The sequence below is a fragment of the Brevibacterium renqingii genome, from assembly GCF_017808105.1.
Lineage (GTDB): Bacteria > Actinomycetota > Actinomycetes > Actinomycetales > Brevibacteriaceae > Brevibacterium > Brevibacterium renqingii.
The window spans coordinates 66,377-85,630 of record NZ_JADBHF010000013.1 but is presented as its reverse complement, the minus strand read 5'-3'; the positions used below and the strand labels follow the sequence as shown (position 1 = coordinate 85,630).

The 19,254-nt window shown below is 65.6% G+C and carries 17 protein-coding genes; 10 read left to right on the top strand and 7 right to left on the bottom strand.

Going from position 1 to position 19,254, the window contains the following annotated elements:
- Positions 1–95 precede the first annotated feature (95 nt).
- The 3 genes from IHE57_RS13555 to IHE57_RS13545 form a co-directional block, all read right to left on the bottom strand.
- Complete coding sequence (locus IHE57_RS13555; RefSeq protein ID WP_209326161.1) at positions 96–368, bottom strand: GNAT family protein; 273 nt, start codon at positions 366–368, stop codon at positions 96–98.
- A gap of 93 nt (positions 369–461) precedes the next feature.
- On the bottom strand, positions 462–1,832 hold the full coding sequence (locus IHE57_RS13550; protein WP_209326162.1) for an alpha,alpha-trehalose-phosphate synthase (UDP-forming): 1,371 nt from the start codon (positions 1,830–1,832) through the stop codon (positions 462–464).
- A 109-nt stretch (positions 1,833–1,941) separates the two neighbouring features.
- Entirely contained in the window at positions 1,942–2,157 is a 216-nt protein-coding gene (locus IHE57_RS13545) for a CsbD family protein (protein ID WP_209326163.1), read from the bottom strand.
- 429 nt (positions 2,158–2,586) lie between these two features.
- Here IHE57_RS13545 and IHE57_RS13540 point away from each other — a divergent pair, with 429 nt between their 5' ends.
- The 4 genes from IHE57_RS13540 (at position 2,587) to IHE57_RS13525 (ending at position 6,129) form a co-directional block, all read left to right on the top strand.
- Complete coding sequence (locus IHE57_RS13540; protein WP_209373778.1) at positions 2,587–3,243, top strand: TetR/AcrR family transcriptional regulator; 657 nt, start codon at positions 2,587–2,589, stop codon at positions 3,241–3,243.
- A gap of 82 nt (positions 3,244–3,325) precedes the next feature.
- Complete coding sequence (locus tag IHE57_RS13535) at positions 3,326–3,733, top strand: hypothetical protein (RefSeq protein ID WP_209373776.1); 408 nt, start codon at positions 3,326–3,328, stop codon at positions 3,731–3,733.
- A 46-nt stretch (positions 3,734–3,779) separates the two neighbouring features.
- Positions 3,780–5,438 (top strand): ATP-binding protein, encoded by a 1,659-nt coding sequence (locus tag IHE57_RS13530; protein WP_209373861.1) that lies wholly within the window; start codon positions 3,780–3,782, stop codon positions 5,436–5,438.
- The gene (locus IHE57_RS13525; RefSeq protein ID WP_209373774.1) at positions 5,428–6,129 is read left to right on the top strand and encodes a response regulator; all 702 of its coding nucleotides are present in this window, start codon (positions 5,428–5,430) and stop codon (positions 6,127–6,129) included. Before IHE57_RS13530 ends, IHE57_RS13525 begins: the two co-directional genes overlap by 11 nt.
- Before the next feature lie 80 nt (positions 6,130–6,209).
- Here the strand turns inward: IHE57_RS13525 and IHE57_RS13520 are convergent, their stop codons facing one another.
- Positions 6,210–7,121 (bottom strand): Ltp family lipoprotein, encoded by a 912-nt coding sequence (locus IHE57_RS13520; protein WP_253720276.1) that lies wholly within the window; start codon positions 7,119–7,121, stop codon positions 6,210–6,212.
- Positions 7,122–7,316: 195 nt separating this feature from the next.
- Here IHE57_RS13520 and IHE57_RS16785 point away from each other — a divergent pair, with 195 nt between their 5' ends.
- The gene (locus IHE57_RS16785) at positions 7,317–9,599 is read left to right on the top strand and encodes a helix-turn-helix transcriptional regulator (RefSeq protein WP_209373772.1); all 2,283 of its coding nucleotides are present in this window, start codon (positions 7,317–7,319) and stop codon (positions 9,597–9,599) included.
- A 58-nt stretch (positions 9,600–9,657) separates the two neighbouring features.
- On the opposite strand, the gene IHE57_RS13510 is transcribed toward IHE57_RS16785, so the two are convergent.
- On the bottom strand, positions 9,658–10,560 hold the full coding sequence (locus IHE57_RS13510; protein WP_209373770.1) for a LysR substrate-binding domain-containing protein: 903 nt from the start codon (positions 10,558–10,560) through the stop codon (positions 9,658–9,660).
- Positions 10,561–10,728: 168 nt separating this feature from the next.
- On the opposite strand from IHE57_RS13510, the gene IHE57_RS13505 reads away from it, so the two are divergent.
- The 3 genes from IHE57_RS13505 to IHE57_RS13495 all read left to right on the top strand — a co-directional run bounded on the left by IHE57_RS13505 (position 10,729) and on the right by IHE57_RS13495 (position 13,966).
- Positions 10,729–11,646, top strand: a complete 918-nt coding sequence (locus tag IHE57_RS13505) for a CoA transferase subunit A (protein ID WP_209373768.1) — start codon at positions 10,729–10,731, stop codon at positions 11,644–11,646.
- The gene (locus IHE57_RS13500) at positions 11,643–12,473 is read left to right on the top strand and encodes a CoA-transferase subunit beta (RefSeq protein ID WP_209373766.1); all 831 of its coding nucleotides are present in this window, start codon (positions 11,643–11,645) and stop codon (positions 12,471–12,473) included. Before IHE57_RS13505 ends, IHE57_RS13500 begins: the two co-directional genes overlap by 4 nt.
- Positions 12,474–12,550: 77 nt before the next feature.
- Complete coding sequence (locus IHE57_RS13495) at positions 12,551–13,966, top strand: MFS transporter (protein WP_209373764.1); 1,416 nt, start codon at positions 12,551–12,553, stop codon at positions 13,964–13,966.
- A gap of 442 nt (positions 13,967–14,408) precedes the next feature.
- On the opposite strand, the gene IHE57_RS13490 is transcribed toward IHE57_RS13495, so the two are convergent.
- On the bottom strand, positions 14,409–15,734 hold the full coding sequence (locus IHE57_RS13490; RefSeq protein WP_209373756.1) for a sigma-70 family RNA polymerase sigma factor: 1,326 nt from the start codon (positions 15,732–15,734) through the stop codon (positions 14,409–14,411).
- 501 nt (positions 15,735–16,235) lie between these two features.
- Between IHE57_RS13490 and IHE57_RS13485 the strand changes: the two genes are divergently transcribed.
- Entirely contained in the window at positions 16,236–17,993 is a 1,758-nt protein-coding gene (locus tag IHE57_RS13485; RefSeq protein ID WP_209373754.1) for a SpaA isopeptide-forming pilin-related protein, read from the top strand.
- Positions 17,994–18,089: 96 nt separating this feature from the next.
- The gene (locus tag IHE57_RS16780) at positions 18,090–18,314 is read left to right on the top strand and encodes an LPXTG cell wall anchor domain-containing protein (protein ID WP_366933966.1); all 225 of its coding nucleotides are present in this window, start codon (positions 18,090–18,092) and stop codon (positions 18,312–18,314) included.
- 126 nt (positions 18,315–18,440) lie between these two features.
- Here IHE57_RS16780 and IHE57_RS13475 read toward each other — a convergent pair whose 3' ends face one another.
- Positions 18,441–19,094, bottom strand: a complete 654-nt coding sequence (locus IHE57_RS13475; protein WP_209373750.1) for a histidine phosphatase family protein — start codon at positions 19,092–19,094, stop codon at positions 18,441–18,443.
- Between the last annotated feature and the right edge of the window lie 160 nt (positions 19,095–19,254).

Below are 19,254 nucleotides of genomic sequence, written 5' to 3'. Positions count from 1 at the left end.
GGGCGCCGATCGCGCGCGGCGCTGGGCCGCGGGGGTGATTTACCCGACAAGATTGGCAGGAACTGTGACCGGTGTCTCGGTTGCGTTCATAGTGTTCACGACATGGCCGTGTCCGCCTCTTCGAGGGCCTTGCGCGCGATGGGGCAGGTGATGGTGAGCTTCAGTCGGCGGCTGCGCACATCGTCGAGTGCCCGGCGCATGAGCTCCCTGCGGTGGTCGTCCGCCGCGGACGCTTCGATGGCTTCGCAGTAGATGAACATGACTTCGTTGTCATCGGGTTCGAGCTTGTAGTGCAGCGCGGCGACGAGCTTGCCGGGCAGGTAGAGATCGTATTTCGAGGACATCTGGTTGTTGAGCATCGTGTACACAGTCGTCTCCTTGGGTAGGGGTGGTTTTGGGTGCTGGGTGGTCGGGAGGGTGATGAGAGTTCAGGGCGGCGCGGTGCCGTCGGTCGGCCGGTGTCAGGTCGGTGCGGGTGCTGCTTCGCGCAGGTCGTGGAGGAAGGCTCTGGCCCAGTGGTGGACGTCGAAGGCGGCGACGGTGTCGGCCATCGCATCCATACGTGTCCGGGCATCCTCTTCGTCGAGTGAGGCGGCGTGATGGATCGCCTTCTTCAAGCCGACTCTGTCGTGCGGGTTGACGATGACGGCCTGGTCGAGCTCGTCGGCGGCCCCGGCGAACTCCGAGAGCACGAGCGCGCCTCCTCTGCCGCGGCGAGCGGTGACGAATTCCTTGGCCACGAGGTTCATGCCGTCCCGCAGCGAGGTGACGAGCAGGATGTCGGCAGCCAGATACAGGGCCACGGCCGCCTCCGTCGAATACGAGTGGTGGGAGTAGTGGATGACATGACGCCCGAGGCTGGAGAACCGGCCGTTGATGCGCCCGACCGTGTGCTCGACCTCGTCGCGCAGCTCCCGGTAGGCGCGGACGCCTTCGCGTGAGGGGACGGCGATCTGTGCGAGGCAGGTCCTCTCCGCATCGAGCCGGCCGTCATCGAGCAGCTCCTCGAAGGCCCACAGTCGGTGCAGGATGCCCTTCGAATAGTCGAGCCGGTCGGCGCCGATGATGAGCGTGTCCGGATCGCCCAGGTCGCGACGGAAGCATCGCGCCATCTCCTGCACGGTCGGGGACTCGGCCGCTGCCCGGATCTCCTCGACATCGATCGAGATCGGGTAGGTGCCGACCCGGCAGTTGAGCTCCTCGGGGTCCCTGCCCAGCAGCTTCTGCGCGGCATGGCGGAAGTTCACGGCATCGGCCTCACGCTGGAAGCCGATGACATCAGCGCCGAGGAGGCCGCGGAGGATCTCGTCGCGCCAGGGCAGCTGGGCGATCTGCTCGAGAGGAGGGAAGGGAATGTGTTCGAAGAATCCGATCCGGACGTCCGGGCGCTGAGCGCGGATCATCTCGGGCACGAGTTCGAGATGATAGTCGTGGACCCAGATCGTCGCACCGGGGGCGGCGGCATCGACAGCCGCCTGAGCGAATCTCGCGTTGACGCTGCGGTAGGCGCGCCACCACGAGCGGTGATACTGCGGAGCGACGATGAGGCCATGGTGCAGCGGCCACAGCGTGGCATTGCAGAAGCCTTCGTAGTAGCTCCGATGCTCCTCGGCGCTGAGGGAGACGGGCACGAGGCTCATCCCATCGAAGTCGAACGGTGCGAAGTCGTCGTCATAGGTTCCGGCCCAGCCGACCCAGGCGCCGCTATGCTCGCGCACGACGGGGGCCACGGCCGAGACCAGCCCACCGGGGGAGGCCTCCCAGACCCCATCGCTGCGGTCCACCGGGAGGCGGTTGGCCACCGCGACGAAAGCATGGCGCTCAGTTCCCATCATCTCTCTTCTTCTCTCGTCGGCTCACAGGCCAGGCGCGTTCGTATGGGATCTGAAAGCATGGCCGAAGGGCGGAGACGGATGGTGCCCCGCCCTTCAACCGCGTCCCTCAGTCCTCGGATGAGTCCTTCGGACCCTTGAGCGAGTCCTTGACGCCCTTCAGCGAGTCTTTGACGTCGTCGCCGAACTGCTTGCTCTTGCCCTTGGCGGCATCGGTCTTGCCTTCGGCTTCGAGGCCCTTGTCATCGGTGGCTTTGCCGGCAGCGGCCTTGGCCTTGCCCTTGAGCTCTTCTGCCTTGTCAGAGGCCTTATTGTGAGAATCCATGCTGGTTCCTTTCGCAATCGCACTTATTCAGGTTTCGCGGAGACGCTTGAAGCGGCTCCCGATCCGCAGATCAATCGGCAGTGAATCTCAATGTCTCTCCTTATCTGCAGCCAGAATGGGTAGACCTCTGAATTCATTGTTCGTCATTGGCGTTTACGTTGTAAGCAACTTAGCAGATGGCTCTGAACAGGCGCAATGACGTATGGGTCAGAAATTCGGCCCATGGCCCGCACTGTCCCATTGTTACCGTGGAGTTCGCTGAGGGGTCGCTCCGCGCGCTGTAAGGGGAGTGGTAGCTTGGGACACCATGAGATGTTTACGGCGTAATCGTCCTTCAAGAACTCCTCTCAGCTCGTTGACCCGACCAAGTAGACTGGCGGGATATGCCGCGCATATTGCGACATGTTCGACGAGGGAAAGAAGGTGCACGTGGTTCAGCAGCGACTCGACCGAGCTCAGATCGTCGAAGCTGCGATCGCCTTCGTCGACGGCTGCGGTCTCGACGAGCTCACTATGCGCCGGCTCGGCACGGCGCTGGAAGTAGAGGCGATGGCTCTGTACCGTCACATCTCCGGGCGGGCGGATCTCCTCGAAGCTATGGTCGACGAACTCATCGACGGACTCTTCGATGACGAGCTCATGACAGAGGACTCGCGCTCATGGGAGGAATACTTGCAGCGGGTCGCCAACGCGACTCGCAAGCTGGCCGTCGCCCATCCTCGGATCTTCCCACTCATCGCCACGCAGCCGCCGCAGGCCCCCTGGCTCCGTCCTCCGCCGCGCAGCATTCGTTGGGTCGAGGACTTCCTTTCGTCTTTGCAGGCCTTCGGCTTCTCCGACACAGAGGCCGTGGGCGCCTACAAGGCCTTCACGAGCTTCCTCGTCGGAGCCCTTCTGCTCCAGGCCTCGTCGATGACTCCAGAGGCCTTGGGGGAGGAGGACGGATCGTCCTCGCAGACGGATCTGTCCGAGTACCCCACGGTCGAGCGCCTGCAGGACCTGCTCATGGAAGACCATGCCCAGCGTGAGTTCGACGACGCCCTCGACGATCTCATCGAGCGCATCCGCACGAGCACGGAGAAATAGTTCGACCCCGGGCTGTGGCGCACCCGCTTCGCTCACGGCTAGTCTTGAGACCGGCGACAACACCACTATGAAGGAGCAGGATATGAAACTCAGTACAGCACTTCTGCGCGCAGTTCCCGGCGCTTTCATCCTCAACTCGGGCATCGGCAAGCTCGGCATGGACGAGGAGACCGCCGGAGGCCTCCAGCAGATGGCCGTCAACGGTGTGCCCATGGTCGAGAAGATGTCCTCAGAGCAGTTCGGCAAGTTCCTCAGCTACGGCGAGATCGCCGTCGGCTCGGCCCTGCTGCTGCCCTTCGTTCCCACGCGCATCGCCGGTGCCGCACTGACGACGTTCGCAGCCGGCCTCGTCGCGAACTACTTCTCCATCGACTCGATGACCGAAAAAGACGGCATCCGCCCGTCCCAGGACGGCATCCCCCTGGCGAAGGACACCTGGCTGGCCGCGATCGGCCTCGCCCTCGTGATCTCCGGCGGCAGCAAGAAGTGACAATGACTCCGGTGTCGGCTGACCTGCCGTGCCGGTAGCACCTGCGATCGACGATTCGGCGGCCCCACCTCGGCGGGGTCGCCGCTTCCGTCCCCAGGGCGGGCCACTGGCCAGGCGGCTCTTCCTCGTCCAGCTCGTCCTCATCGTCATCGTCTGCACCGCTCTGTCGGTGACCAGCTACGTCACGACGAAGAACAACATCCGCCAGGCCACCGCCGACCGGGTCCTCAGCATCGCCGAGACCATCGCGCACGATCCGTTCGTGACCTCTGCCGTGAGCGGCGACGATCCTTCGGCGAAGCTGCAGCCCTTTGCGCTGACCGTGATCAAGACCGCCGAGGTCGACTTCGTCACGATCATGGATCGCGACGGCACCCGCTACACCCACCCGGACGTCGATCAGCTGGGCAGGCACTACCTCGGAACCATCGACCGAGCACAGGCCGGGCACAGCCAGATCGAGGAGTACGCGGGCACCTTGGGGCCCTCGGTGCGCGCGATCGTGCCGATCGAGGACGCCGACGGCGAGGTCACCGCGATGGTCGCCGTGGGCGTGACGCTCGAGACCCTGTCCGTGGCCCAGGCGGCGTCGCTGCCGCAGATCATCATCGTCGCGCTGGCCGCGATCGCCCTCGGCGGGCTCGGCTCATGGCTGCTCAGCCGCTACCTGCGCGAAGTGACTCTCGGCTATGGGCCCGAGGAGCTCAAGCGGCTCTTCGCGTTCTACGACTCGGCCCTGCATTCGCTGCGCGAAGGGCTCATCCTCGCCGATGACTCCGGTCGCCTCGTCCTCTACAACGACGAGGCCGCCGCCCTGCTCGGCCTGCCCGAGCCCGATGAGTCCACCCCCATCGCCCTCGCCGAGGTGGCCCTGCCCGAATCAGTCCGTGACCTTCTGTCGACCGGTCGGGTCGCCGTCGACGAAATCCACCTCACCGAGGACCGCGTGCTCGTCATCAGCCAGAAGAAGGCGAGCCAGCCGCGCAGCGGCCGCGGATCCGGGCGCGGGGGCGGCACGGTGGCCACTCTGCGCGACCGCACGGACATCCAAGAGCTCACCGGAGAACTGGCGACGATGACGACCCTGTCCGAGGCGCTGCGGGCGCAGACGCATGAGCACGCGAACCGTCTGCACACCGTCTCCACGCTCATCGAACTCGGCCGCAGCCAGGAGGCCCTCGACTTCGCGGTCAAGGACAAGCAGGAGGCCCAGAGCCTCACCGACTCCTTCGTCGGCTCCCTCGACGAACCCTTCATCACCGCGCTGATGATCGGCAAGGCCGCGCAGGCTCACGAGCGCGGCATCGAACTCACGGTCACCGCGACCGGCGAACTGCCGCCCGGTGCCCTCGACGCGCGCGATCTCGTCACCGTCGCCGGCAACCTCCTCGACAACGCCATCGACGCGGCAGCCGACTCGGAGGAGAAACACGTCTGGGCGGACTTCGTCGCCGCCGACGGGGAGCTCATCATCACCATCGCGGATTCCGGACCCGGGATCGACGAGGATGAGATCGATGCGATCTTCCACCTCGGCGCTTCGAGGAAGTCCGAGTTCGCCGATGTGGGCGGGCACGGTTTCGGGCTCGTGCTCGTCCGGCAGGCGGTCGGCCGCCTCGGTGGGGATCTCGAGGTCGAATCCGATGGTGGGGCGATCTTCACGGTCACGCTCCCACTCGGGGAAGGAGATGCTGATGAGCGATGACGCCGCACTGCGCGTGCTCATCGTCGAGGACGATCCGCTGACGGCGCAGGCGCACGCGGACTTCGTGGCCAGGGTGCCCGGGTTCGAGGTCGTCGGAACCTGTCTGAGCGGGCACGAGGCCATCGAGCGCGTCGACGAACTCGACGCGGGCGGCACTCCCGTCGAGATCGTCCTGCTCGACATGAACCTCACTGACTCGCACGGGCTCGAAGTCGCGCAGCGGCTGAACTCGCGCGGCAAGGACGTCGACATCATCGCGATCACCGCGGTGAGGCATCTGCAGGTGATCCGCTCGGCGATCGCGACGGGCATCACCCAGTACCTCATCAAACCCTTCACCTTCGCCGTGTTCAGGGAGAAGCTGGAGAATCAGCGGGAGTTCCGGCGCGGGCTCACCGGGTCCGGCTCGCTGGCGACTCAGGCCTCGGTCGACAATGCGCTGTCGGCGCTGCGCTCGGTCTCGGCGACTCGACTGCCCAAGGGGCTGATCGCCGAAACGCTCGAGGCAGTCTCGGCCGAGGTGCGCGAATCCGAGGTTCCGGTCTCGGCCACCGAGGTCGGGCAGGCGCTCGAACTCTCACGCGTGACCGTGCGCCGCTACCTCGAGCATCTGGTCGCGACGAAGCAGGCGGTCAAACAGCCCCGCCACGGAACGCCGGGTCGACCGGAATATGAGTACCGGTGGACGTAAAGCGGGCGAAGGAATCGTTTCCTTCGCCCGCTTATGCAGGTCACGCGTTGTTTCAGCGCGAGACCGGGGTCTGAGCCGTCTCAGTCGTTGAGGTGCTCGATCGCGTAGTCGGCTTCCGAGGAGGTGAACTGTTCGCCGTACTCACTCGTGAGCTGTTCGTGGATGGCATTGGGTGACATCGCCATATCGTCCTGGTAGGTCTTCGCCGTTTCCAGCGCGTTCTGGTTCCAGTCCGCCTTGATGTTGTCGATGGCGTACTGTGCTGCGTCCTCGGAGAACTGGTCGCCGTATTCGCTCGTCAGCTGATCGAAGATGCCCTGCTTGCTCATGTGCATCATGTCCGAGTAGGTTTCGGCAGACGTCAGGGCTGAGGTGTACTCGGCGGGAACGCTCGAATCGTCCTCCTCGTCAGCCGGTTCTTCAGCGGGCGCTTCCTCCGCAGGCTCTTCGGCGACCGGTTCTTCGGCCGGTTCCTCGGCGGGTTCTTCTTCCGCCGCGGGCTCCGCCTCGGCGGGCTCGTCAGCAGGTTCCTCCGCCGGGTCGGCCACGGGGGCCTCATCGGCTGCCTCTTCGGCCTCCGAGACGATCGACGAGTCGTCGGTCTGCGGTGCCGGAGCAGAGACTGCAGCGACTCCGCCGATGATGAGTCCCAGAACGAAGAAGATGCCGGTGACGATCCAGGCGATCTTCTTGTTCTGGTCATAGCCCTGGAGGGGCAGACCGTGCTTGTCCTTCCGCGCACCGGCCAGGGTGAGGATCAGGTCGATCAGCGACCACAGGCCGAAGCCGCCGAGGGTGATGAGCTTGAGGATGCCCGTTCCGATCTTGCCCAGATAGAAGCGATCGGCACCGAACCCGCCGAGCAGCCACGCCAGCAGCCACGTAGCGAGGAACGATTTCTGCCCGGCGAGGGGCTGGTACTGCCCATATGCGGGCGGCGCGGGGTTCCACTGGCCTGAGTGGTTCATCGGGGCAGGCGGCTGCTGGGTCATTATCACTTCCGGATTCTCGAAGAGGGGTGTTCCACCATCCAATGATAGGTTAAAAGTTAAACTAAAAACGTCAGATGTTGTCTCGGTTGTGTAACGATCGAACTCTGCCATACTGTGAAACGCACGTCCCCTATCCCCGCAGCTCCCCGGCTGCCACCTCGGCCTGCGCCGAGACGAGAGAGAAGATCCCCAATCGTGAAAGCCAGACCTTCGAACCTTCCCGAGAAACCGGACGAGTCGACTCCTCAGGCCCCGTCATTCGATGCGCAATTCGGACCTCGTGCCGCCTCGGCGGCGGAATTCGCTGCAGCGATCGACCTCGACGAATCCCTGGCCGAGGCCGACCTCGACCAGCTGTTCCGTGCAAGCGGCGGCCGCACGCGCATCGCCGGCGCGCTTGTGCGGGCCCGCGTCGACGCCGGTGTCCCGGTGACCGACACGGATCCGGACCGGACGGTGGCGATGCTCGCCCCCGCGCTCACTCCTACGGTGTCCGGCACCTCGCGCGAGGACGGGGCTCTCTACCTGCTCGCTCTGTTCGCGTGGACCCCGCAGATCACCTCGAGCATGGTCGACCTGGTCCATGCCGCGTTCACCGCCGCCGAGGTGACGACTACGGCCACGCCCGAGGACCTCACCTCGCTGCTGACCGCAGAGGGCCTGCTCACCGCATCCGCCGACACCGATGCGGTGTTCGCGGTTCCGGACCTCATCCGCGCACTCATGCGCCGCGTCACCTCCGTCGACACGAGCCTGGCCGCGAAGAGCCCGCACGAGGCCCTCGGGGCGGCCATCTCCGATGCCGTGGGTCGGCAGCGTTCGGACAGTCGGGACGGGCTCGCCGAACTCCTCGACCTCGTCCTCGAGATCAGGGGTTGGCGTGTGCTCGAACGGGCGTGGGCGCGCCGTTCGGCCAACGTCTTCATCGATGCGCCCAGTTCCATCGAGGCCTATCTCAGCGTCCCCGAGGATGTGCTGGCGACGAATCCGATCCTCACCTTGGCCCGCAGCGCGGCCCGCCGGATCGACTCCACGCGAACGCGGCTCGGCACCGATGACGCGGCCGAACTGCTGGCCGCTACCGACTTCGACAGCATCGTCCTGCCCGAACTGCACGGTCGGCTGTTCGCCGAATCCGCGCCCGCGCTGACCGCTGACGAGCTGACCGTGCTGACCATGCTCGAAGCGCGCACGCACCGGCTGAACCGGGAGAACGAAGCGGCGTTGGACGTGATCGAGGTCGGGCGGGCACGACTGCGCAGCCTCGGCGCGGGGGCACCTGGGCCCACGCTCATGCTGCAGGCCGAGCTCAACCTCGAGCACGGGCGGAACCTGGTCATCGCCGGGCGCTTCCCCGAAGCGGTGGGGGTGCTTCAGCGGGTCGTCCAGTTCGCCGAGATCTACGCTCCGAACTCGCCGCACCCGCTGCTCGGCGGGCTGGTGGAGACGGCTCTGGCGGGAATGGGGCACGGGTACGGATCGGACATGGATCGCAGTCTGGAGCGGGCGCGGGACAGTGCCCGGAGGTTCGGAATGGAGGCGCTGCCGGAAGAGCGCACGGCAGTGTGCATCGAGATGATGCGCAGTCTCGACCGGCTCGACCTCGAAGCCGCCGGTCGTTTCCTGGCCGAGCTCGACGCGGCGAGGCCCGCTCAGTTCCTCGGGCCGATTCCCGACATCGCCCGCAGTCTCTACTATGTGTGCCGAGGGCGGGCCTCGATCGCGGCGAAGCTGCTGACGGAGAACGCGCGGATCGCGTTCACGCCGATGGCGGGTGTCCCGAGCTCGCGGCTGTCGGCCCTCATCAACATCGCCGGTTTCGTTCTCGTGGCGGCCGGGGAGGCGAAGACCCTGCAGGATCTGGGTGATCACATGGGACCGCAGAGCCCCGGTTACTCGATCGTCAAGGCCCGGCAGGCCCTGGCCTTCGGACAGCACGACCGGCTGTGGTCGGAGACCGCGCAGATCCTGAATGGAGATCAGGGGCCCAGGCTCAAGAGCTGCGCCATGGCTCTGCGTGCCGACATCCTCCATCACGAAGGCCGAGGTGACGAGGCTGTCGAGGCCTTCGCCCATGTGCTCGACTACTGTGCGATCTCCTCGTCGGCGTTCGCCCTCGTGCAGCTGTCGAAGACGGCCAGGGAAGCGCTCATCTCGGCCTCGGCCGACCACCCCGGATGGGACGCGCTGGCCGGGTCCTTCAGCGGCGATGGGGTGACGACGGCGGTGCTGCAGAGACGACTGCTCGAACTTCCGGAGACCTCTCCGGCACCGCCGACCACCCCGACCGACCTCACCCCGGCCGAGATGTCGCTGCTCTTCGCGATCGACTCCCCGAAGTCCGTGGCGCAGATCGCCAGGGAGTTCGGAGTCGTGTCCGGGACGCTGAAGAACCGCCTGTCCGCGCTCTACCGCAAACTCGGTGTGCGCAGCCGCGCCGAGGCCGTGGCGCACGCCCACCGGATCCGGCAGGACTGAGCGGTTCCAGGGGGCCGATGTGCCTGATCCTAAAGGCGCAGCTCCTGAGGGCCAGCTCCTACGAACACAGCTCCTGAGCGCACAGCGTTCCTGCCAGACGCCGAACCTCGTGGAGGGCGGGCCGGTCATCGTCCCTGCGCCAGGCCATGAGGAGGGGATAGGGTCCCTGTTCATCGTCGAGGGGGACGAATCTGACCTTGGGGAAGGTGACATTGCGGGGAACCGATGACACGGTGACCGAACAGCCGAACTCGGCTCCGACGAGGGAGAGGATCGTCCACGTGTCCGGAGCCGTCTGGGCGACTCTCGGGCTGAATCCCGCGGCATGGGCCAAAGAGTGGAGTCTCTCGATGGTCAGCGAGCCCGGGTTGTGCGGCAGAGTGATGAAGTCTTCAGCTTCGAGGTCCGCCATGGACACGGACTCTCTGTCCGCCAGAGCATGTTCGTGGGGCAAGGCGACGACGAGGGTCTCCTCGGAGATGGTGCTCGTCGCGATCGACTGCGGAACGAACGGCCAAAGGCCGAATGCGAGGTCGAAGGACCCGTCGGTGATGTGATCGAGTACGGGCATCGCGAATGACGCACTCTGCAGAGACAGCTGGATACCGGGGTGGGTCCGTCGCACCTCCTGCGAGAGGCTGCCGACGAGCTCATGCGTGGCGATGCCCGTGAACGCCAATCGCAGATGCCCGATCTCGCCCTGGCCGGCGGACTTCACAGCAGAGGCGGCGAGTTCGAAGCTCGTGACGATCGCCCGAGCGGGCTCGACCAGTGCCTCACCGGCGGCTGTGAGGGTCACCGCTCGCGTCGTGCGTTGGAAGAGCTGGGTGCCGAGTGAGGTCTCCAGGCTTCGGATGAGTCGGCTCAGCGGCGGTTGGGACATGTGCAGCCGCACGGCGGCACGACCGAAGTGGAGTTCTTCCGCCATGACGAGGAATGCCCGGATCTGCTTGAGGTTCATGTGCCTGCGCCTCTCCCTTCGGTCCGGCCGGCTGCGCTCCGTCAGCTGAGGCCATGAGGATTCTCATGCTGAAACGGGAACAATCGCTCCATAGTTTGGTATTGGACTAGCATAAATGATCTTGCGAAGATGAGGTGGATCACAGCGGATCGGCGTTCGAGGAGGACCATGGTCGATAAGACAGCGAGTCTGTCAGAGGCAGTCAGCACACATCTGAACGATGGGGACACCGTGGCACTCGAAGGGTTCGGCCACCTCGTTCCCGTGGCCGCCGCCCACGAGATCATTCGGCAGCGGTTCTCCGGTCTCACTCTCGCGAGGATGTCCTGCGATGTCATCGTCGACCAACTGCTCGGAGCCGGCTGCCTGCAGGGGCTCATCTCATCGTTCGTGGCCAACAGCTCCGCCGGGTCCCTCTACGAACTCCGTCGCCGCGTCGAACACTGCGACCCGGAGCCCCTGTGGTTCGACGAGTACAGCCATGGCGGCATGGTCGCCCGCTATCAGGCCGGGGCTGCGAAGCTGCCGTTCCAGCCGATCGCCTCCTACCGCGGCAGCGATCTGGCGAAGAAGAACCCGCGGATCAGAACGGTCGACGACCCGTACGGAGGACCGTCGATCCATGTCGTTCCCGCGCTCAACCCCGACCTCACGATCGTTCACGCTCAGCGCGCCGACAGCCAGGGCAATGTTCAGGCGTGGGGGATGCTCGGCATCCAGACGGAAGCCGCATTCGCCGGTCGTCGCCTCGTCGTCACCGTGGAGGAGATCGTCGATGAGGACATCGTCCGCTCCGATCCGAATCGCACGATCATTCCCGCGCACATCGTCGACTCCGTCGTACCGGTTCCGCGCGGTTCGCACCCGCACGCGGTGCAGGGCTACTACGACCGGGACGACGAGTTCTCCCGCGCATGGTCGACGCTCGCACGCGAGGCCTCTGCGGTGAGCGCCTGGCTCGAGGAGAACATCCACGGCACCGCCGACCACGAAGAGTTCCTCTCCCGGATCGGGCTCGACCGCTTCGACCGGCTGAGCATCCGCGACACCTTTTCGACACCAGTGAATTACGGAGGCCGAGTATGACTGCGACCGCTCGCACAGAGAGCACCGCCGAAGTCACCATCGCCGATGCGGAGGGACCGGAGTCCGTGACGAGCAGCGAGCTGCTGACCATCCATTCGGCCAGGGCATTGGCTGCCCGTCGTGTCGTCTTCGCAGGCCACGGACTGCCGACGCTTGCCGTCTCACTTGCCCAGCACACTGTGGCACCGGAGATCGAGATCGTCTACGAGTCCGGGGTGACCGGCGCGCGGCCGCCGGCGCTGCCGCGCAGCATCTCCGATTCCATCCTCGTCCCCGGGGCCGCCTCGGTGATGCCGATGACCCACCTCTTCGCCTACGTCCTCCAGGGACAGCGCATCGACGTGGGATTCCTCGGTGCCGCCCAGGTCGACAGGTACGGCAGCCTCAACTCCACCCTCATCGGCTCGGATTGGGACCACCCGGATTCGCGACTGCCCGGCTCGGGAGGTGCCATCGAAGTCATGGCCGGCGCCGCCGAAGTATTCCTCGTTATGCGCCGCCACACTCCGCGCACCTTCGTCGAGACCCTCGACTTCGTGACTTCCCCGAGTCCGCACCAGGCGAAGAGCGCCGAGGCGGGGACGCCACCGGCAGGTGCTGGTGTGACTCACGTGATCACCGACCTCGGCGTCATGACCAGATCCGAACCCGATGAAGAACTGACGCTGACCTCGATCCATCCGGGAGTCGATGCCGCCGAGGTGGTCGCCCGCACCGGATGGGATCTCAAGGTCTCCGAGGCCCTCACGACGACCGAACCCCCGAGCAGGGAAGAGCTGCGCCTCCTGCGCGAAGAGCTCGATCCCAGCCGCATCTACCTGCGCTGATCCCGATACATCCGTTGCGGTGCCGCTTCCGGCACTGCTGCCCGTTCCACCCACCGAACACTCCGAAGAGAGAGCCGATGTCAACGACGACACCTACCACCAGAACTCAGGATCCCGACGTCACACCGACCGAACTGCGACGCGCAGCATGGTCATCGTGGTTGGGCAGCTCCCTGGAGTACATGGACTTCACCCTCTACACCCTGGCCACTGCACTGGTCTTCGGGCCGTTGTTCTTCCCGAACGAAACGCCTGCGGTCGCACTCATCTCCAGCCTCGGCGTCTATGGTTCGGGCTTCCTCGTCCGACCCGTCGGCGGATATGTCTTCGGCAGGGTCGGGGACAAGCACGGACGTCGCCTCGTCCTCATCATCACGCTCACGATCATGGGCATCGGAACCACAGGCATCGGTCTGCTGCCGACGTACGCGCAGATCGGGGTCTGGGCACCTGCCCTCCTCGTGCTGCTGCGCCTGGTGCAGGGATTCGGCGCCGGTGCGGAGCTCGCAGGTGCCTCGGTGCTCCTCGTCGAGTCCTCACCTGTGAAGAAGCGCGGACTCTTCGGCGCGATCGTGGCCATGGGCACCAACAGCGGCGTCTTCCTCGCCACTGCTCTGTGGTCGCTGCTCACTCTCATGCCCGATGAGCAATTCCTCAGCTGGGGCTGGCGCATCCCCTTCCTGCTCAGCATCGTCACGACCTTCGTCGCCCTGATGATCCGCACCCGGGTTCGAGAGTCGCCGGTCTTCGAAGAGGCGAAACAGCGTCGGGAGCAGCAGCAGGAGGCGAAGAGGCAGCAGCCGAGCATCTGGGCCGAGGCGGCAAAGTCGAAGAAGTCGTTCCTCATCGCACTCGGCATCCGGATGGGCGAGAACGCGTCCGTCTACCTCGTCAAGGGCTTCATGGTCGGATGGGTCGTGTCCACTATCGGCGTCGACTCGTCCGTGGTGACGACCGGGCTGATGATCGGCACTGTCATCGGCTTCGCGACTGTGCCCTGGGTCGGCACTCTCACCGATCGGTACGGCCGACGTGCAGTCTTCATCACCATCACCCTCGTCCAGATCGGATTCGCCGTCCCGGCGATGCTGCTCATCGAGACGGGCAATCCGATCGTCATCGCCGGCGTCTTCGCGTTCTTCATCGCCGGTCCCGTACCGAACCTCTACGGCGTCGAGTCGAGCTGGCTGGTCGAACTGTTCGGCTCGAAGCATCGCTACACGTTCATGACGACGATCAAAGAGATCGGTTCGACGGTCTCCGGTGGCCTCGCGCCTGTCATCGCCGCCTCGCTCGTCGCCGCGATCACGGGAACCTGGTGGCCCGTCGCCCTCGTTCTCATCCTGTTCGCCGCCTGCGGGCTTGTCGGAGCACTCGCAGCTCCGGAGACCCGGGGCCGAGACCTCAACTCGGAGATCGATGCAATCGACGAGGTGGCCGCGGATGCTTCCTCAGAGGTCCATGAAGCAGTCGGCGAATCGCGAATCGGCTGAGCAGAGCGTCCTCCGGGTGACTCAGTGGCAGTACTCCCACCAGCCGAAGTCGTGGCAATGGAATCCATCGGCCCCGTCTTCGCCATCGGCATCCGAAGTGTTTTCACCATCGGCATCCGAAGCGTTGGTTCCTTCTGCTTCCGCGTCGGAATCCGGTTCGGGCTCGGGTGAGGGCGTGCTGCTCGGCTCGGGACTGTGCTCGTCAGAGTCCGTCGGCTCCGGTTCGGGATCACTCTCAGCCGTCGGCTCCTCGGCCGGGGTGGGCCCGGCAGTCTCGGTGGTCCTCGCAGGTGAGGGCTCATCCGGTTCCTCAGGCGGAGCCTCGGCGGGCTGATTCTCCTTGTCCTCCTGTCGAGGCTCATCCCGGTCACCCGGGCCAGCCGGCTGGCTCTCCGCTTCAGCGTCGGGCGCATGGGCGTCCTCCGTCTCCGGCGACGGTTCCTCACGTTGGCCCGGCGTTCGAGCCTCGTCGCGCGGATTGGAGCGTTCGGGGCCCGCCTTCTCCGGGCGTTCCTCTGCACCCGCGCTCTTCCCACTGCCGTCTTCCGACGCTGTCGCTTCCGGTGAAGACGTCGGCCGAGGTGTCGGCGGTGTCGAGGCGGCAGGCGCCGAGGAGGTCTCCGCCGCAGCGGCGGTCTGCGGGGCAGAGTCGTTCTGAAGATTCACGAGTGTGACAGTACCGGCCGCGATCGCCGCGATCGCCGCGGTCGCGGCGATGCTTGCGACTGCGACCTTGACCGCCGAGGCCCCCGCTGCGATGCCGGCCGTGCTGCCGCCGGAGCTTCCCGCAGCCGCTGTGCCTGCGCTGCTCTTCGAACCCCCCGGCGAGTGCGCTCGAGTGGGGTTCAGGAGCGGCGGAGCTCGAGTGCGGTGCGGACGCGACGCCGATCGTGCTTCCTTCGGACAGCAGCAATGCCCCTTCGGGGAAATGGCCGATCTCGATGAGCGCGGCGGCGAGAGCGGCAGGCGTGATCCACGCCCGGAACGTCGTGTTGAGACTGCGGAGTCTGAAGGACTGACGGCGGCAGTGACTGCAGTGGCTGAGATGCGCCTCGATCGCCTCGGCGCGTTTCGGGCTCAGCTGCTGGCGGACGAAGCGTGCGAGTTCGGCGGAGTATTCCGCACACTCGGGAGGACTCGGTTCGACGTGCTCCTGCAGGTAGGCGGCCCGGAGACCTTCCCGGGCGCGGCGGAGGAGCGAGCTGAACGAGTTCGGAGACAGGTCCATGGACTCGGCCGCATCGGCGGTCGGTGTCCCGTCGATGTCGATCAGGGTGAGCGCGCTCTGCCATGTGTCGGGGAGTCCTCGGAACGCTCGGCCGAGCTGATCGCGTTCAGCCACCTCGGCGGCGTGGTCGCTCGGTTCGCTGTCGGCGAGGAACGTCAGCACCTCGGGCTCGACGACCGTGGTGGCGCGGTTCGTCGCAGTGCGCCGGTACGACTCGGAGCGCACAGCGGCCATGAGGTAGGGCTTGAATGACTCCTCGGGGCCCGCGTTCTGTCCCCACGCGCGCCAGATCTTGGCGAAAGCCTCGGCGACGGCGTCCACGGCTCGACTGCGGTCGCGGTTGAGGCGCAGCGCGAGATGGAGTGCGGGCAGCCGATGCCTGGCATAGAGCTCGCCGAACGCTGAGCGTCCGGCAGAGGAATCGGGCCGGTGGTGCCGGATGCGGGCACAGAGCTCGGAGTCGCTGAGCTCGCTGCTCGTGCGCGGAAGTCCGAATGGGGAATGGGAATCGTCGGCCGAAGAGGACCATGCCTCGGTCATCGGCTCAGCGCCTCGGGGGAGGGGCACGGACGTCGCTGTTGAATATGCATGATGGGGACCTCAACTGTGATTCGGGGAACAGTTCGGGGCATTTCGGGGGAGTGCTGAAACTCTACAGGAGAAGTTCTCGGCGTCCCAAACACTCGCGGCTCGACGGAACAAGGGCGAAACGTCGGCCGGGACCGGGGGAATGTCGGCCGGGGGAGCAGGAGCGACTCGGTGTTTCCGTGCTGTGGAGAAAAACTTTCGGAACTCGCGAACGAAAGCAGCCGCACGCGGGTCTCAATCTGTGGAGAGGTCAAGACCCAAGGCCGCTCCACGCCCGAGCCGGCGGTTGCACAGCCGCCTATTCGGGTCCCCTCCGAGTCCCGGACTCATCCGAGACGGCCCTGCGGAACCACGTGGCTGCAGGGCCGCCTCAACCCGCCATCGTCAGTGCATCCCCTCGCCTGTCGTTCAACGAACGTGCAGTCGGTGGGCCCTTTCTGAAGGAGCATCCCCTTGTCTCTACCGCGACATCCTCTGACGAAGCACGGGGCGGCGATCCTCGCATCGTCCGTCCTTGCCTCGTTCGCCTTCCTCGGCGCTGCCGTCGCACCTGCGCAGGCTGCGCCCGAACCCCAGCCGAACCCCTCATTGGCAGACAGGTGCGGCCTCGATATCGGCGTCGTCCTCGACCTGTCGAACTCTCTGTCCGATCGCGATGTCGCTGATTCGAAGGCGGCCGCGAAGGCCGTCGCCGGCGGTCTCGCCGGAACCCCGAGCAGGGTGTCTGTCAACTCCTTCGCAACCTTCGGCCCCGATGGCACCAACGAGCCGATCGCCAGTACGTCCGTCGCCACCACCGATTCCGTGAACGCGCTCAACGAGCGGATCGACTCGCTCCGGCGAGTGCCGCAGGACTCAGGCGGCACGAACTGGGACCGCGGACTCGGACAGCTCGACGGAACGGACCACGATCTGGTCCTGTTCGTCACCGACGGCAAACCCACAGCCTACGGAGTGCCGGGATCCGAGCGGGGCAACACCGACCGCGGTACGCGGACCGACCAGATCGACATCGACAAGGCCATCGAGTCGGCGAACGCGCTGAAGTCGCAGGGAACCAAGATCGTCGGCTTGGGGGTGGGCAGCGAGATCAACGAGGCCAACATCAAGCTGGTCTCCGGTCAGACCGCAGGCGAGGACTACTACGTGGTCTCCGACTACTCCGTGCTGACCGAACAGCTCCGTGAGATCGCCACGAAGAGCTGCCGCGGAACTCTCAACGTCACGAAACTCATCGACCCCGGAGTCGGGGAGCACGGAAAGACGACTGCGAAGTTCCCAGGTGAGGGCTGGACGATCTCGTCCCCGGACTCTGTGGACGGAGTCGAGAAGACCACCAGCGCTGACGGGACGGTGAGCTTCAAACTGAAGACGCCGGCCGAAGGCGTGCAGGCCACGGAGAAGCAGCAGGAAGGCTACCGGCTGCAGCAGCAGGCCGGATCGAACGCGGTGTGCACCGCGGATGGACGCAAAGTCGGCACCAGGAACATCGCCGATGGATTCGAACTCACCGAGGCGGTCGACACCGACGCGATCATCGCCTGCCGGATCGTCAACGAGCAGATTCCTGGGGCGCTGAGCTGGAAGAAGGTCGACGAAGACGGGAAGGCGCTCGCCGGAGCGGAGTTCACTCTCACGGGGCCGGACGGCAAGGACTTCGTCGTGGCCGACAACGGAGAGCATGACGCCGATGAGGCTGCCGGCCGGTTCGAAGTCACGGATCTGGCCTGGGGCGATTACACCGTGAAGGAGACCAGCGCTCCCGATGGATACGTGCTCTCGGACGAGTCGCAGACCGTGACGATCAACGGTGAGAAGCGGAAGGCGACGTTCTCCGACGTGGTCAACAAGAAGGACGTCGGTGCCGGTGATCCGGATGCCGGCGCCTCAGCGGGTCCCGACGGCGAAGATGATGCCTCGAATGATCCCGAGGGCGACGACGACGCCTCGCCTGACCCGACTGGTGAAGACGATGGTTCGAAGGATTCCGAGGGCGACGACGACGCCTCGACCGACCCGACTGGAGAGGACGACGCGTCCAAGGATCCCGAGGGCGAGGACGATGCCTCGACTGATCCGAATGGAAAGGACGACGCGTCGAAGGACTCGGACGTAGGCTCCTCGGCCGACCCTGATGCGGACTCTTCGAAGAATCCTGACGCGGACTCGTCGATGAATCCGGATGCCACTAGCTCAACCTCGGCGAACTAGAACGGCGATGACTCCGCGACCACGGATTCGGATGCTGATCACTCGAACGGGTCGGCTGCGACGAGCTCCGATGCGGATGATGCTGCGTCGGGCACGATCGACGCGGATGCCGCTGCGTCGAGCGCGACCGCCGGCGACGGCACCTCAGCCGCTGGATCTGCGAGCGACACCGACGGAAACGATCGCGGCAGTGACGGCGATCGACTGCCGAGGACAGGCGCCGCGGGGACAGTGACGTTCGGCCTCCTCGGTGTGGTCCTCATCATTGGTGGAATCGCTGCTGTCCTCGTGTCGCGGCGGCGGAAGACCGCCCAGATGTGATGATGCGCGAGCGTGAGACGTAAACAGAGGCGGAGCCGAACCACATCGGCTCCGCCTCTGGCGTTTGTCGACAGTGGCGCCGAAAATCAACGACGCAGGTCGGTCAGGCGGATCGGCGAAGCCGGCTCACCGGTACGTGACGTCGGCCGGCGGAAGGTGCCCGTGGTCGTTGAAGGAGATGAGGCTGGTGCCGTTGCGCCCGGTGATGATCTTCGTGATGCCGGTGTTGATGGTCACCCGGTTGAACGCCATCCACTGGTCGAAGCCCCCGCCGAGCAGCCGAGCCGCCGTCCAGGAGATCGCTCCGGCGCTCGAGACGACGATCGTCGCCTCACCCGAGCTCATCGTCGCGAATGCCTTCTCGAGCGCGCCGTCGACTCGGTCGGTGAACTCAGAGAACGTCTCCCCGTACTCCGTGTCGAAGTCACCGCTGGCCCAACGGGCGCAGCCGCGTTCCAGCTCGGTCTGGAAGATCTTCGAATCGTGCTTCGCACGAGGATCCGTCTTGCCCAGCGCGCCCGTGAGCTCCCAGGCGCTGAACTCGTTCCACCCGGGGTCGATATCGGTCTCCAGCTGAAGCCCGAGGCCCTCGACGACGCCCGCAGCGGTCTGTCGTTGACGCAGCATCTGACCGTGGACGATGCGAACGGGATGCACACTCTGCGCGCCGAGGTGGCTGCCTGTGATGCGGCTCTGCTCTTTGCCGAGGTCGGACAGGCGGTCGTAGTCGTCGGTGCCGAATGAGGCCTGTCCGTGTCGGACCAGAAAGAGCACGCCCATATTCCACTCCTGCTGAGGAAAAACATAAGAGAAGGCGGGCCGCGCCCGCTCCATCAGCGAGCCTAACCCGTTTCGACGATCAGTGCCGGATTGTCCGGAGAGTGTCGGGCGGGGAAGGAAAGCACGGTTTTCGAAGGGTTATGTGCGCCGGGAAGCGATG

Coding starts and splice junctions, on each gene's coding strand:
- IHE57_RS13535 (WP_209373776.1), top strand. CDS start 3,326: ATGAAACTCAGTACAGCACTTCTGCGCGCAGTTCCCGGCGCTTTCATC.
- IHE57_RS13500 (WP_209373766.1), top strand. CDS start 11,643: ATGACTGCGACCGCTCGCACAGAGAGCACCGCCGAAGTCACCATCGCC.
- IHE57_RS13505 (WP_209373768.1), top strand. CDS start 10,729: ATGGTCGATAAGACAGCGAGTCTGTCAGAGGCAGTCAGCACACATCTG.
- IHE57_RS13495 (WP_209373764.1), top strand. CDS start 12,551: ATGTCAACGACGACACCTACCACCAGAACTCAGGATCCCGACGTCACA.
- IHE57_RS13490 (WP_209373756.1), bottom strand. CDS start 15,734: ATGACCGAGGCATGGTCCTCTTCGGCCGACGATTCCCATTCCCCATTC.
- IHE57_RS13525 (WP_209373774.1), top strand. CDS start 5,428: ATGAGCGATGACGCCGCACTGCGCGTGCTCATCGTCGAGGACGATCCG.
- IHE57_RS13510 (WP_209373770.1), bottom strand. CDS start 10,560: ATGAACCTCAAGCAGATCCGGGCATTCCTCGTCATGGCGGAAGAACTC.
- IHE57_RS13475 (WP_209373750.1), bottom strand. CDS start 19,094: ATGGGCGTGCTCTTTCTGGTCCGACACGGACAGGCCTCATTCGGCACC.
- IHE57_RS13520 (WP_253720276.1), bottom strand. CDS start 7,121: ATGACCCAGCAGCCGCCTGCCCCGATGAACCACTCAGGCCAGTGGAAC.
- IHE57_RS13550 (WP_209326162.1), bottom strand. CDS start 1,832: ATGGGAACTGAGCGCCATGCTTTCGTCGCGGTGGCCAACCGCCTCCCG.
- IHE57_RS13545 (WP_209326163.1), bottom strand. CDS start 2,157: ATGGATTCTCACAATAAGGCCTCTGACAAGGCAGAAGAGCTCAAGGGC.